Origin of the sequence: Aequitasia blattaphilus, assembly GCF_024721305.1 — a bacterium.
GTDB lineage: Bacteria > Bacillota > Clostridia > Lachnospirales > Lachnospiraceae > Aequitasia > Aequitasia blattaphila.
The window spans coordinates 38,610-53,319 of sequence record NZ_JAMXOD010000010.1 but is presented as its reverse complement, the minus strand read 5'-3'; the positions used below and the strand labels follow the sequence as shown (position 1 = coordinate 53,319).

Annotated in this window: 15 protein-coding genes; 9 read left to right on the top strand and 6 right to left on the bottom strand. The window is 40.4% G+C overall.

Annotated elements, in window-relative coordinates:
- The first annotated feature begins 68 nt into the window (after positions 1-68).
- The 8 genes from dpaL to NHH15_RS08230 all read left to right on the top strand — a co-directional run bounded on the left by dpaL (position 69) and on the right by NHH15_RS08230 (position 8,490).
- A complete protein-coding gene (dpaL, locus tag NHH15_RS08265) occupies positions 69-1,277 on the top strand; it encodes a diaminopropionate ammonia-lyase (RefSeq protein WP_262066184.1) in 1,209 nt (402 codons plus the stop codon).
- Between the two features lie 20 nt (positions 1,278-1,297).
- The gene (locus NHH15_RS08260; protein WP_262066183.1) at positions 1,298-2,557 is read left to right on the top strand and encodes a YgeY family selenium metabolism-linked hydrolase; all 1,260 of its coding nucleotides are present in this window, start codon (positions 1,298-1,300) and stop codon (positions 2,555-2,557) included.
- Between the two features lie 77 nt (positions 2,558-2,634).
- Positions 2,635-3,828 (top strand): knotted carbamoyltransferase YgeW, encoded by a 1,194-nt coding sequence (gene ygeW, locus NHH15_RS08255; RefSeq protein ID WP_262066182.1) that lies wholly within the window; start codon positions 2,635-2,637, stop codon positions 3,826-3,828.
- Positions 3,829-3,849: 21 nt separating this feature from the next.
- Entirely contained in the window at positions 3,850-4,233 is a 384-nt protein-coding gene (locus tag NHH15_RS08250) for a RidA family protein (RefSeq protein ID WP_262066181.1), read from the top strand.
- Between the two features lie 3 nt (positions 4,234-4,236).
- A complete protein-coding gene (arcC, locus tag NHH15_RS08245; protein ID WP_262066180.1) occupies positions 4,237-5,181 on the top strand; it encodes a carbamate kinase in 945 nt (314 codons plus the stop codon).
- 17 nt (positions 5,182-5,198) lie between these two features.
- Positions 5,199-6,542, top strand: coding sequence for a uracil-xanthine permease family protein (locus tag NHH15_RS08240; protein WP_262066179.1), 1,344 nt, complete (start codon positions 5,199-5,201; stop codon positions 6,540-6,542).
- A gap of 113 nt (positions 6,543-6,655) precedes the next feature.
- On the top strand, positions 6,656-8,092 hold the full coding sequence (locus NHH15_RS08235; RefSeq protein ID WP_262066178.1) for a Y-family DNA polymerase: 1,437 nt from the start codon (positions 6,656-6,658) through the stop codon (positions 8,090-8,092).
- Complete coding sequence (locus NHH15_RS08230; RefSeq protein ID WP_262066177.1) at positions 8,089-8,490, top strand: hypothetical protein; 402 nt, start codon at positions 8,089-8,091, stop codon at positions 8,488-8,490. The genes NHH15_RS08235 and NHH15_RS08230 overlap by 4 nt, the downstream gene beginning before the upstream one ends.
- A gap of 7 nt (positions 8,491-8,497) precedes the next feature.
- On the opposite strand, the gene NHH15_RS08225 is transcribed toward NHH15_RS08230, so the two are convergent.
- The 5 genes from NHH15_RS08225 to NHH15_RS08205 form a co-directional block, all read right to left on the bottom strand.
- A complete protein-coding gene (locus tag NHH15_RS08225; protein WP_262066176.1) occupies positions 8,498-8,986 on the bottom strand; it encodes a deoxycytidylate deaminase in 489 nt (162 codons plus the stop codon).
- Positions 8,987-9,001: 15 nt separating this feature from the next.
- A complete protein-coding gene (upp, locus tag NHH15_RS08220) occupies positions 9,002-9,631 on the bottom strand; it encodes a uracil phosphoribosyltransferase (RefSeq protein ID WP_262066175.1) in 630 nt (209 codons plus the stop codon).
- Positions 9,632-9,647: 16 nt separating this feature from the next.
- Positions 9,648-10,709, bottom strand: a complete 1,062-nt coding sequence (locus tag NHH15_RS08215; protein ID WP_262066174.1) for an L-threonylcarbamoyladenylate synthase — start codon at positions 10,707-10,709, stop codon at positions 9,648-9,650.
- A gap of 88 nt (positions 10,710-10,797) precedes the next feature.
- Positions 10,798-12,612 carry a glycosyl hydrolase family 18 protein gene (locus NHH15_RS08210; protein WP_262066173.1) on the bottom strand — a complete coding sequence of 605 codons (1,815 nt, stop codon included), beginning with the start codon at positions 12,610-12,612 and terminating at the stop codon, positions 10,798-10,800.
- A gap of 107 nt (positions 12,613-12,719) precedes the next feature.
- Positions 12,720-12,950: a hypothetical protein gene (locus tag NHH15_RS08205; RefSeq protein WP_262066172.1), complete on the bottom strand. Its 231-nt coding sequence runs from the start codon at positions 12,948-12,950 to the stop codon at positions 12,720-12,722.
- 303 nt (positions 12,951-13,253) lie between these two features.
- Between NHH15_RS08205 and NHH15_RS08200 the strand changes: the two genes are divergently transcribed.
- Positions 13,254-13,970, top strand: coding sequence for an adaptor protein MecA (locus NHH15_RS08200; RefSeq protein ID WP_262066171.1), 717 nt, complete (start codon positions 13,254-13,256; stop codon positions 13,968-13,970).
- Positions 13,971-14,032: 62 nt separating this feature from the next.
- Here NHH15_RS08200 and NHH15_RS08195 read toward each other — a convergent pair whose 3' ends face one another.
- On the bottom strand, positions 14,033-14,236 hold the full coding sequence (locus NHH15_RS08195; protein ID WP_262066170.1) for a DUF1858 domain-containing protein: 204 nt from the start codon (positions 14,234-14,236) through the stop codon (positions 14,033-14,035).
- Positions 14,237-14,710: the final 474 nt, after the last annotated feature.

Here is a 14,710-nt window from a genome sequence, read left to right as displayed (position 1 = left end):
CTATGATGAACTTAAGAATTGATTGGCCAGAATTCTATACACTACAAAAATATAAGGAGGATTTACAGGTGAATAATATCAAATGGACCGTAAATACACTGCCCAAAACAGATGATAAAAATTTATCTCTGCTATCAATTGAACATGCCCAGGAAGTAAAAGCCTTCCATGAGAGTTTCCCGCAGTACAGTGAAACACCTTTGGCAAACCTCAAGCAAATGGCAAAACACCTAGGGTTGAAACAACTTTTTGTGAAAGACGAATCTTATCGTTTCGGACTAAATGCCTTTAAAGTACTGGGTGGTTCTTACGCGATTGCCAAATATATAGCCGGAAAACTTGGAAAGAATATCTCAGAACTTCCTTACAATGTGCTAACATCTGATGCACTTCGTGAAGAATTCGGGCAAGGTACTTTTTTCACCGCCACAGACGGAAATCACGGCCGAGGCGTTGCATGGGCCGCAAATAAACTGGGGCAAAAATGTGTAGTCTACATGCCTATTGGCACCACCCAAACACGTTTGGATCACGTGTTGCGGGAAAATGCAGAAGCTACGATTGAAAATCTAAACTACGATGATTGTGTACGTAAGGCAGCTGCCGCGGCTGAAAATACAGAAAACGGCGTCATTATCCAAGATACTGCATGGGATGGCTATGAAGAAATTCCAACTTGGATTATGCAGGGCTATGGAACCATGGCCTATGAAGCAGATCAACAGCTTTCTCAACATGGATGCGACCGTCCAACCCATGTATTCGTTCAAGCCGGTGTTGGCTCACTGGCAGGTGCTGTACAAGGTTATTTCGCAAACCGCTATCCTGAAAATGAACCAAAAGTAATCGTTGTAGAAGCTCTGGTAGCTGCTTGTCTTTATGAAGGTGCTCTTGCCGGCGATGGTGATGTTCGCATGGTTGGTGGAGATATGCTGACGCTAATGAACGGACTGGCTTGTGGAGAACCTAGTACCATTGCCTGGGACATCCTTCGCAACCATGTAAATACCTTCGTTGCCTGCCCAGATTGGGTCACTGCAAAAGGGATGCGTGCACTTGCAGCACCTATAAAAGGGGATATTCCTGTTACAGCCGGCGAATCAGGTGCCGTGACCATGGGGCTTCTTTATACAATTATGACAGATGATAAATATAAAGATTTACGTGAAAAACTAGAACTTAATAAAAATTCCAGTGTACTGCTCTTCTCAACCGAAGGTGACACGGATCCAAATCGCTACCGTTCCGTTGTATGGGATGGTGTAAATTCACTATAAAATTTAAGGAGGAATTCGTTATGAATTTTGAAAAAATAAAACAAGCTGCTGAAGGTTATGAAAAAGATATGACTGCATTTCTACGTGCAATTGTCCGCAACCCTGGTGAAAGCTGTGATGAGAAGGCTCACATCGACACCATTGCTGCGGAAATGAAAAAGCTAAACTTTGATGAAGTACTAATTGATCCACAAGGAAACGTAATCGGCTATATGGGAACCGGCAGCCGCATCATTGCCTACGATGCCCACATCGATACTGTTGGCATTGGAAACCCTGCCAACTGGAAGTTTGACCCTTATGAAGGATATGAAAACGACACAGAAATAGGAGGCCGCGGTGTCTCCGATCAATGTGGTGGTCTGGTGTCTTCTGTTTATGGTGCTAAAATCATGAAGGACTTCGGATTAATTCCGGAAGATTGCAAAATCATGGTTACCGGTACCGTTCAGGAGGAAGACTGTGATGGTCTCTGCTGGCAATACATCATCAACGAAGATAAAGTCCGCCCAGAATTTGTTGTTATTACCGAACCCACAAACAATAAAATCTACCGTGGACACCGTGGACGTATGGAAATCCGCGTTGATGTAGATGGTATTTCCTGCCACGGTTCTGCACCAGAACGTGGAGAAAATGCCATTTATAAGATGGCAGAAATTCTTCTTCAAGTACAGGCATTAAATGAAAATGACGCCAATGATAACACGGAGATAAAAGGTCTCGTGAAAATGCTCGACCAAAAATATAATTCTCAGTGGAGAGAAGCCAATTTCTTAGGTCGCGGAACCGTTACAACCTCTGAGATTTTCTTCTCATCACCAAGTCGTTGTGCCGTTGCCGACTCCTGCTCTGTTTCTTTGGATCGCCGCATGACCGCTGGTGAAACATGGGAAAGCTGCCTGGAAGAAATTCGTCAGCTTCCTGCCGCAAAAAAATACGGTGCCAAAGTAAGCATGTATAAATACGACCGTCCCTCTTATACCGGTCTCGTATATGAAACAGAATGCTACTTCCCCACATGGGTTATTCCGGAAGATCACCCCGCTTGTCAGGCAGTAGCAGAAGCATTTGACAGCGTTTATGGAAATCCTGAGATTGATAAATGGACCTTCTCAACAAATGGCGTCTCCATTATGGGTCGTGAAGGAATTCCTTGTATTGGACTTGGCCCTGGTAAAGAAGAAGAGGCACATGCTCCAAACGAAAAAACCTGGAAAGCAGATTTAGTACAATGTGCCGCTGTATATGCCTGCGTTCCAACCTTATATTTCAAATAGTATCTATCTTACTTATTTAATAATGATATAACCTGTAAGAATACAAACACAAATATTATTCAGGAGGATTAATTTATATGAAAACTTTACAAACCTATATTGACAAATTAAATGCATTAAACTTTAAAGAAATGTACAACAAGGATTTCTTTCTCACATGGGAAAAGTCTGATGACTCCATTGAAGCCGTTTTCTTGGTTGCAGATGCTCTTCGCTATATGCGGGAACAGAATATTTCAACAAAGGTATTTGAAAGCGGTCTTGGAATTTCCCTCTTCCGTGATAACTCTACCCGTACACGTTTTTCCTTTGCTTCTGCCTGTAACCTTCTTGGGTTAGAGGTGCAGGATTTAGACGAAGGAAAATCTCAAATTGCTCATGGCGAAACTGTTCGTGAAACAGCGAATATGATTTCCTTTATGGCAGATGTAATCGGCATCCGTGATGATATGTACATTGGAAAAGGAAACAAGTACATGCACGAAGTTGTAGACGCTGTAACAGAAGGAAAAAATAACGGAATCTTAGAACAAAAACCCACTTTAGTGAATCTGCAATGCGATATTGACCACCCCACACAAGCAATGGCCGATATGCTTCATATCATTCATGAATTTGGTGGTGTTGAAAATCTAAAAGGCAAAAAACTGGCTATGACATGGGCCTACTCTCCTTCTTACGGAAAACCCCTTTCCGTTCCTCAAGGAATCGTTGGTCTGATGACTCGTTTTGGTATGGATGTAGTCTTGGCTCATCCTGAAGGTTATGAAATTTTTGAAGAAGTAGAAGAAGTGGCAAAAGAAAATGCAAAGAAAACTGGTGGTTCCTTCACCAAAACAAACGACATGGCTGAGGCCTTTAAGGATGCAGATATTGTATATCCAAAAAGCTGGGCTCCTTTTGCTGCTATGGAAAAACGAACTGATTTATATGCGCAAGGCGATAGTGCAGGCATTGACGCTCTGGAAAAAGAGCTTTTAAAACAAAATGCAGAGCATAAAGATTGGACTTGTACAGAAGAATTGATGAAAACCACAAAAGACGGAAAAGCACTTTACATGCACTGTCTCCCTGCTGACATTACTGGCTTAAGCTGCAAAGAAGGCGAAGTAGATGCTTCCGTATTTGATCGCTACCGTGATCCACTTTATAAGGAAGCAAGCTATAAACCATACATTATTGCTGCAATGATTTTCTTAGCTAAATTTGAAAATCCAACTGAAATCTTGAAAAAGCTGGAAGAAAAAGGCATTTCACGAATTTTCGAATAACCCTCAAAAAGGAGGTACTATATGTTGAAATATGTAAATACCCAGAAAGCACCTGCTGCCATTGGACCTTATTCTCAGGCAATCATTTGCGGAAATTTTCTATTCACCTCCGGACAAATCCCACTTTCTCCCGAAACAGGGGAGATTGTAGGTGACTCCATTGAAAAACAGGCAGAGCAGGTTCTATTAAACATGAAAGCAGTTCTAGAAAGTCAAGGTATATCCTTGCAAAATGTCATTAAGACCACCTGCTTTCTAACAGATATGAATGATTTCGCCTCATTTAACGAAATCTATGGAAAGTATTTTACCGGCAACCCTGCACGCTCCTGTGTCGCAGTCAAAACCCTTCCCAAAGGTGTCCTCTGCGAAGTTGAAGCTATTGCTTTTATAAAGGAGGACTAATTTATGGGAAAGAAAAAACGTATCGTTCTTGCCTTAGGTGGTAACGCTCTTGGAAACAACCTTCCAGAGCAAATGCAGGCAGTAAAAACAACTGCTAAAGCAATCGTTGATCTTTTAGAAGAAAATTGCGAGGTGATTATCGTACACGGAAATGGTCCACAAGTAGGTATGATTAACAATGCCATGGGAGCTCTTACCCGTGAAGATCCCTCTCATCCCAATACTCCTCTTTCTGTATGTGTTGCCATGAGCCAAGCCTATATTGGCTATGATTTACAGAATGCATTACGAGAAGAAATGGAAATTAGAGGCATAGAAAACATCCCTGTTACAACTATGATTACCCAGATGAGAGTAGATGCCAACTCTCCCGCATTTAAAACTCCTACCAAACCTATTGGACATTTTATGACTAAGGAAGAGGCTGATAATGCTGCAGAAAAATACGGTTATGATATGATTGAGGACTCCGGCAGAGGATATCGCCGGGTCGTTGCATCTCCAAAACCAGTTGAAATTATAGAATTGCGGGCTATACGTTCTTTAGTAGATGATGGACAACTCGTTATTGCTTGTGGCGGTGGTGGTATTCCAGTTATTTCCAAGGGCAAATATTTAAAAGGTGCCAGCGCTGTGATTGACAAAGATTTTGCCGCCTGTCTATTGGCGCAAGAGCTAAATGCTGATTGCCTGATCATCTTAACAGCTGTTGAAAAGGTTGCCGTTAATTTCGGAAAACCAAACCAGGCATGGATTGACCATATGTCTGTCTCGGAGGCAAAAAAATATATCGGTGAAGACCAATTTGCCCCTGGCTCCATGCTCCCGAAGGTTGAAGCTGCCATTCAATTTGTAGAATCAAAAGATGGTCGTGAAGCGATTATTACCTTGTTGGAAAAAGCCCGTGAGGGGATTAAGGGCGATACCGGAACACACATCCGAAAATAAAGAGGAGGATCTTTACCATGAACAAACAAAAACAATACGCATCTGTATTTGAGTTAAACGGTACCCCGAAATTTGGTGAAGCATTTCCTCTTGCCCTTCAGCATGTTATTGCAATGATTGTAGGATGTGTCACACCTTCTATTATCATTGCTTCTGTTGCTGGTTTATCAGATGGCGACCGCATCATATTAATACAGGCTGGTATGACAATGTCTGCCTTAACCACCTTCCTTCAATTATTTCCTATTGGAAAGAAAAATGGTTTCCGACTTGGGTCTGGGCTTCCTATGATTATGGGAATCAGCTTTGCTTATCTTCCCAGCATGCAGGCCATTGCAGAAGGCAGCAGCATTTCCTCCATTTTTGGTGCCATGATTGTCGGAGGAGTTATTGCAGTCATTGTTGGACTTTTTATGCAAAAAATACAAATATTATTTCCACCTTTAATTGCTGGTACAGTAGTATTTACAATCGGCTTGTCACTTTATCCCACTGCGGTACGCTATATAGCCGGCGGTTCCGATACAGCAGTTCCCTTTGGCTCGTGGCAAAACTGGCTGATCGGTCTAATTACCCTTGCCGTGGTTACCACTTTGAATCATTTTGGGAAAGGTTTTTTAAAACTTGCCTCTATCCTTATCGGTATGGGTGTAGGTTATGTGATTGCCCTCTGTATGGGAATGATTGATTTCTCTGGGATTGCTGCCGCAGGTCTCTTTCAACTTCCCCAATTTATGCACTTTGGTATCACATTTGAACCCTCTTCTTGTATCGCACTAGGGCTCTTATTTGCTATCAACTCTATCCAAGCGATTGGAGACTTTTCCGCAACAACCAGCGGAGGAATGGACCGACAGCCTACTGGAAAAGAGCTTCAAAACGGCGTTGTCGGATACGGCCTATGTAATATTATCTCCCCGTTCTTTGGCGGATTGCCTACTGCTACCTATAGCCAAAATGTAGGGATCGTTGCAACTACGAAGGTCATTAATCGAGGCGTCTTTGGGTTAGCAGGCGGACTGATTTTGATTGCTGGGCTTGTTCCTAAATTCTCTGCTGCACTAACGACAATTCCTTCTTGTGTATTGGGAGGGGCAACAATTTCTGTATTCGCTTCCATCGCAATGACCGGTATCAAACTAATTACACAAGAAGAGCTCAGTTATCGGAACACCTCTATTGTTGGGCTTTCCGTTGCTTTGGGGATGGGTGTTACGCAAGTAGTCGGCTGCTTTGGTGAATTCCCCACATGGGTCACAACGGTGTTTGGGAAATCTCCAACCGTACTTGCTACCATTGCTGCAATTATACTGAATCAAGTTTTACCTAAAACAGCTCCTAATGAAGCTCTCAACGAATAAGCAAAAGCACTTATAACGCATAAAAATGTGATATAAGTGCTTTTGCTTTCGAACTCCTGTTCTTTTTTATGGTAATAGTGTATACTATAACAAAGAAAGGAGACCGTTAAAGCATGGAAAATCGAACTTATATCGCAATTGATCTTAAATCATTTTACGCCTCAGTTGAATGTATAGAACGTGGCCTTGATCCAATGACTACGAACCTTGTAGTCGCTGACCCAAGCCGTACCCAAAAAACAATATGTCTTGCCGTCTCCCCCTCGCTAAAAGCTTTTGGCATCTCCGGAAGAGCAAGGCTATTTGAGGTGACTCAAAAAGCCAAAGAATTCTCTTTTGAATTCATCACTGCTCCTCCTCAAATGTCTCACTATATAGAATGTAGTACCAAAATTTACAATATTTATTTGAACTATATTGCTCCAGAGGATATCCATGTCTACTCCATTGATGAAGTCTTTATGGATGTCACCGACTACTTACATACTTACGGACTTACCCCCCGTGAACTCGCTATGAAAATTGTCCTTGATGTCTTAAGCTCAACTGGTATTACTGCCACTGCAGGAATTGGCACGAATCTCTATCTTAGCAAAATTGCTATGGATATTGAGGCAAAACACATAGAACCGGATGAAAATGGTGTCCGAATTGCTGAATTGGATGAAATGTCCTACCGTCGTTCCCTTTGGTCTCATCGCCCTCTCACAGACTTTTGGCGTGTGGGAAGAGGATATGCAAAAAAATTAGAGGCAAACGGACTCTTTACGATGGGGGATATTGCTCGTTGTTCGATTGGAAATCCCGGTGCTTTTCACAATGAAGAGTTATTATATAAACTCTTCGGAGTAAATGCCGAGCTTCTCATTGATCATGCATGGGGTTATGAACCCTGTAGAATTTCAGATGTTAAAGCATACAAACCAGATACAAATAGCATGGGCTCCGGACAAGTATTACATGAGCCCTATCCCTTTGAGAAAGCCCGCTTAATCGTGCGGGAAATGGTGGATTTATTAGTGTTAGATTTGGTGGATAAAGGACTGGTAACGAATCAGATTGTCTTAACCGTTGGCTATGATATCGACAATCTTAAAGACCCTGTCCGAAGGAAGAAATACCATGGCCCCATTACCACAGACCATTATGGACGACAAATTCCAAAACACGCTCACGGAACAGTGAATCTTGAAAAACATACTTCTTCAACCAAACAAATTCTGACTGCTGTATCGGAACTATTTGACCGTATCGTTGATAAAAGCTTATTAGTCCGACGAGTAAATATGGCTGCGAATCATGTGATAACCGAGTCCTCTGTCTCAAGGGAAGATGCATTTGAACAACTGGATTTATTTACAGATTATGAAGCCATTCAGTCCAAACGGAAGAAAGAAGAAGCCGAGCTTGAAAAAGAAAAGAAGAGACAAAAGGCTGTCTTAGAGATTACGAAAAAGTATGGTAAAAATGCACTCTTAAAAGGGATGAATCTCGAAGAGGGTGCAACAACCAAGGAACGAAACAATCAGATTGGAGGACACAAAGCATGACTGGATCATATCATGATATTCTTCACTTGCCTCGCCCCATTTCCACTTCTCATCCACCCATGCCCATTGAAAACCGTGCAGCACAGTTTTCCCCATTTGCAGCACTGACTGGATATGAAGAAGCCATAAAAGACACAGCAAGAATCACGATCCGGCGTATTCAACTGGATGAACATGAACTCTCCTCATTGGACCAAAAACTTGGCCAGCTCATTGAGATGCTTTCCAAACGTCCTGAGATTTCCATCACTTATTTTCAGCCGGATGGCACAAAAAAAGGTGGTAAGTACATTACCACCTCAAATATCATTAAAAAGATTGATGATTTTGAAAAACTCCTGATTTTAGAATCCGGGGAAAAAATTCCAATTCAAGATATTCTGACTATAGACTATTAATTTTTCCCTATATCTTGAATTTTATTTCCCTTCCAGTCCAGTGATAAGGATGATAGCGTACTCCTGCCGCATCAAACATTCGCATAGAAGCCTTGACTGCTGTAGAGTCTTCATACTTATTATCACCATAAATCACTTCCTTGATACCAGATTGAATAATCGCTTTTGCACATTCATTACAAGGGAACAAAGATACATATATCTTGCTATCGTCCAAACTGCCTCCTTTGTAATTTAAAATTGCATTCAGCTCACTATGCACCGTATACACATATTTGGTCTCCAGAGGATCTTCACCTTCTCTCACCCAAGGAAATTCATCGTCAGAGCATCCTTTAGGGAGACCGTTATATCCCATAGATAAAATCTTGTTTTCCTGGTCTACAATGCAACACCCTACTTGGGTGTTTGGATCCTTGGAACGCATACCGGATAAAAAAGCTACACTCATAAAATATTCGTCCCAGCTTAAATAGTCTTTTCTTTTACTTGTCATAGGCCGCTCCCACTCTTACTTCGTTCCAAAGATACGATCTCCTGCATCTCCAAGTCCTGGAACAATATATGCATGATCATTAAGCTTTTCATCTAATGCCCCAATATAAATATCTACATCTGGATGTTCCTTTTGCATAAGTGCCACCCCTTCTGGTGCTGCGATAACACACATAAAACGAATGTTTGTCACTCCCTTATCTTTTAGCATCTGAATCGCTGCCACACTGGATCCCCCAGTTGCAAGCATTGGATCCACAACAAATACTTCTCTTTCGCTGCTGTCTGCCGGAAGCTTACAGTAATATTCAACTGGCTTTAGGGTTTCCGGATCACGGTATAACCCAATATGACCAACCTTTGCCGCTGGAATCATATTCAGCATTCCATCCACCATTCCAAGCCCCGCTCTTAAAATCGGAACAATTGCCAGCTTCTTACCACTTAACTCTTTTCCAACCATCTTGCCCATCGGTGTTTCTATTTCCACATCCTTTAGCTTCAGGTCCCTCGTTGCTTCGTAGCACATCAGCGCCGCAATTTCTCCCACCATATTTCGAAAATCCTTTGATCCGGTTTCCTTTCTTCTAATATAAGTAATTTTGTGCTGAATCAATGGATGATCCATAACATGTACCTTTGACATTACTGTCTTCCTCCTCTTATGAATTAATAATTTGATGACTCGCTGCTTTTAAAAGACGGTTCATAATTGCTTTCCCTATCCCCGACTCCTCAAATGACTCACTGTAAATCACATCTACTTCTTCTGTATCAAACTCTCTTAATACTTTATATAAATGTCTGGCAATGTCAATACCACTTTTACGACTGCCAATACACTTTATAACACCTTCCGAATACTGCTCCATATTCTCTTTGGTCCCAATGATTCCAACCTTCAATCCCCTTTTTGTGTCTGCCGCTGCAAGTTGATTGATTTTATCAACCGCCTCATCACTTTTTCCACTCACAATATAAAGAGTTGCCTTTGGGGCATAATGACGATACTTCATTCCTGGTGCTTTCGGAGATTGTCTTTCATTCTCCTTTTGAAATCCTGGATCATCTACTACTTTTGGAAGAATTTCTTCAAGCATTTCTTTTGTTATTGCACCAGGTCTAAGAATCATCGGTGGCTCCACTGTCAAATCCAATATAGTAGACTCTACACCAATCTCTACCTCTCCACCATCTACCACCATATCAATTCTTCCTGATAAATCATCCACTACATGAGCTGCACTCGTAGGACTTGGCTTCCCCGACGTATTTGCACTGGGTGCCGCAATAAACCCTCCACCAGAATCTATAATTGCTCTTGCAATCTTATGATCAGGCATACGAATCGCTACTGTATCTAATCCCCCACTAGTCTCATAGGGCACCTCTTCTGTTTTCTTCAGAATAATTGTCAAGGGTCCCGGCCAGAACCTGTCTAATAGCTTTTCAATAATCGGAGTCACTCCCGTTACAATCCGACTCAAATCCTCAAGCCTGATAATATGAATAATCAAGGGGTTATCCGAAGGTCGCCCCTTCGCTTTATAAATTTTCTTTGCCCCTTCTTTGTGAAGCGCATCTCCCCCCAATCCATAAACCGTTTCGGTGGGAAACGCAACAAGACCGCCGGATCTTAATATTTCTCCGGCTTCTTCTATTTTCTTTATCTCAGCCTCCTGGCCGATCTCATTTTCATTTATTTGCAAGACTTTTGTTTTCATAAATTCTATTATACTACCCCTTCTATTCTTGCACAATAGAAAACATCTCCTTTGATTTTACCGCAATCATTGGAGATGCTTCTCTTTATTAATTTACATATTTAACTACGAGATTCCATATATTAGAATCCTCTTGGCCAAGCGCCCAAAAAGCACAACCTGCCAAATTATTTTCCTTCATTAGCTTAAGCTTTTCTTCTAATGAAGCTTCGTTTTCCATCCAGATTCTATACGTTGTATTTTCGATTGTCCAGCTAGCATAGTATTGCTTCATCTCATCATCCCAGGCTGCTTCAATTCCATTTTGTGTCAGAACACTTTGCGCAGCAACCATACCTAATGCTTCACTGGTTACATTCACAGAATAGTTCTCCCCATCTGTTCCCTTTCCAGCCGATATTTCCTCTGCTGTTTTTGGTGTCTCCGACCAAAGCCTTGTAAAGAAGGGCATACCACTGATGATTTTTTCTGCGGGTACCTCTTTCATTGTTTCTTCAATTCCATCTTTTACAAAAGAGTACGAGGCCACACTTCCAGCTTCTGGAGAGCCTCCCCAATGTTCATCATACCCCATAATCACAACATAGTCCGCAAAAACTCCCTGCTCTTTTCTATTATAATGAGCATTAAATCCCTTCGGCACATAATTATCGATTGAAAAAACCAGTCCATTTTGTCGGCATCTTACAGAAAGTTCCCGAACAAATTGGATATAATGCTCTCCGCATTCTTCACTAATCTTTTCGAAATCCAGATTGATTCCATCAATTCCACTTTGAAGTGCCGCACCGATTAATTGACTAATCAAGTTCTCTCTTCTAGATGTGTAGCGTAAAAGCTCAAAGCTTTCTTCATAAGAGTTGATTCCTCCATCAAAATCTCGAATAGCAGCCCACACTTCTATACCGGATTGATGGCAATAGTTCACATACTGGCTGGATGCTATGGACTGCAGTGTTCCTGATACATCTCCTACATGAAACCATGTTGGGGATATGGTATTAAGTCCCTTTGTGCTGGCAATTGTTTCCAGTACATTTCCATTTGCAACCTCATTGGTTACATTGTGCCATGCCATGTTGATGGTATAATCCTTACTGATACTTGTATATTCCGGTTCCAGGTAACCCTCCGGAGCTGCCTGATCCTCTCCCTTGGAAAGCTGGCTTTGTTTGATATACCCGATAAACCCATCTTCAGTCTTTACCTTCTCCCAATCACCTTCCTCCTCAATCAGAACTACTTTAGATGATTTTTTTACCTGAGAAAGTACAGGACTTTTTATTCCTGCCTGATAACGAATCTGCGTATCCTTTTTAGCCTTTGCCATTTGATTTGACCAGTCTGTTTCAATCACTGCCCGGTCTGGATCCTTATAAATCTCATACGCCATATTGGTGTATTTCTTGATAAAATCAAGAGCAATATATGCCGTACTTCCTTCTGTTTTCAATATCGTATAATCTTCTGAATTTTTCTCCTTAGAGACCGTATAATCTTTACTGCCAACAGGCACTGTTACAATATCATTGGGTAAGGTATAGAGAAGTAAATTCTCATTTGGATCCCAGTAAAATCTACTATTAATTTTATCCCTTAAAGTCTCATATTGAATATAGGTTTTTCCTTCTTCAATCTTCCCTTTGGACTCCACCACTTCATTATTGATTACCAATGCTACTTGTCCTTCATTTTCAATCCCATAATATTCATTTAAATTCACTTCATCTTCTGAAGGACTGTATCGATTCCATAAGAATGCCGCAATAAAAATTCCAATAATTCCAAGACCCGAAAAAATCGCCTTAAATGCAAGACTACGCTCTCTTCTTCTCTTGTTCTGTGGCTTCCTTGTTCTTTTTCTTCTACTGGATTGTACCGGCCTTTTTCGTCTTTCTTCCATTTGCCACCTCCTACCTTACCCATTATAGCAATAAATTAAAACCCCGTCATTAATTATTTACACAGTTTTCGACATTTTATAGGTATTTAGAGGGTACTTACAGCTTCCTATACTTCGTGTTCGCATTTTCCTACATAATGAAAATACAATTCCAAAATTTTGCCACTTTCATCTAAGATGTACTCTCTCATATAGCTGCCTTTTTCTTTGACCATATGTGCTTCAACAACATCAAAGGCACTTGTTGGTGTATCCTCCATATAAATGTATACCCCCTGCCTTTCATATCCTATAAGCTCTTTAAGAAACTCATCCAGATCGTTGGCATCACTTCTCAATAGATCCTCCTTTCCGACCAAAACTTGAATAGCAAACGCGTATGTAATACTTATTTTTGTGATACAAGTGCAACACACTAAACTTATTTACTTTCTTCTGATTAATTTCCGGGAAATTGGCTTGAACAAACCTTATGATTTCTTTATTAGACAATTTGCAATTCAGTTCAGTCTCTTTGTCTCATTATAATAAACAAATGAAGATATAGCAAGCACATTTTATCCCTCTATTATTATCTTTATACATATTTAATTGAATATGGGAACATCTGTATGCTATAATATGGAAAAGGAAGTGATATTATGAAGATTGAAAAAATTAATGACCATCAGATTCGCTGCACATTGACCAGAGCCGATTTGGCCTCTAGGCAACTACAACTTAGCGAACTGGCCTATGGAACCGAAAAAGCAAAATCACTTTTCCAAGATATGATGCAACAAGCAGCATTCGAGTTTGGCTTTGAAGCAGAAGATATTCCTCTTATGATAGAGGCAATCCCTGCAGCAGACTCCATCGTATTGATTATTACAAAAGTAGAAAATCCCGAAGAACTAGACGCTAGATTTTCACGATTTTCACCACAACCAAAAGTCGAAGTTGAATCAGACCTAGACACAGTAGATAAACTCGAGGGAGCTGATAATTATATGGATTATATTGGAAAGGTTAAGGATAAAACTGCACAAAACCCAGTCCCCGCCAAAACAGGTACAGCGGTTAATGCAGGTTTGCACTTATTTTCTTTCACTACAATGGATCAAGTCATTGAGGTGGCTAACCTCTTAAATAGTATGTATAGTGGATCCAATACCTTATATAAGGATGGGAAAGAGGATATGTATATCCTTGCAATTACCCAGTCTGAAATGACAACAAATGCTTTTAACCGCATATGCAATATGCTTTCAGAATACGGTTCTAATGAAAAGGCCTCCAGTGCTACTCTTGCATATTTGGAAGAACACTGTGAAATTATTATTTCAGCAGATGCAATACAAAAACTTGCATCATTATAATTGAATACTAGAAATAAAGATACCAGAGAATGAACCCTCTGGTATCTTTTAATTTGTAACCATTATTTTGCATCAACAAATGCATTAATTTTAGCGACTAATAAGTCTGCATCCATTCCGTGAACCATTGCCGCCTCTTCCAAGGTTTCTCCCTGTGCTGAAGGGCATCCCAAACAATGCATTCCCACTTCCATCAAAATTGGCGCAACACCTGCATTTATACTTAATAGCTCACCAATCGTCATATCTTTTGTAATATTCGCCATAACTATGCCTCCTTTTTACTTGTCCTCTTATTATAGAACTAAAAACTGCTAAAGTAAATACGACTATTTATTTTCACACTATTCCTCTCATTTTTTCTTTATGTGTGACACTTTAAATGTCAATGCCGATTCATATTTTTTTATAAAAAGGCGTGTTTTTATCAAAACTCAACAAAACGTTCGTTCTTTTTTTGAGGTAAGTAATCCCCCAAAATCATCCTTTTTTGTGTGGATAATGTGGATAAAAAGTCATAAATCCTCTTTTTTCCACGTTTTTCGCATTTTTTAATGTGGATAACTTGGATAACTACTTTCTCAAAACTTGGCAAGTACTATTTTTTTTTTGTCACTTTGTATAATTCAATCCTTTGTAAAATAAAAATAAAGATTCATAAACAATAACGAAAACTTCAATCAGTTGAATTGACTTTAAATAGCTCCTGTACTATGATGATTTTAACGATAATTATTACT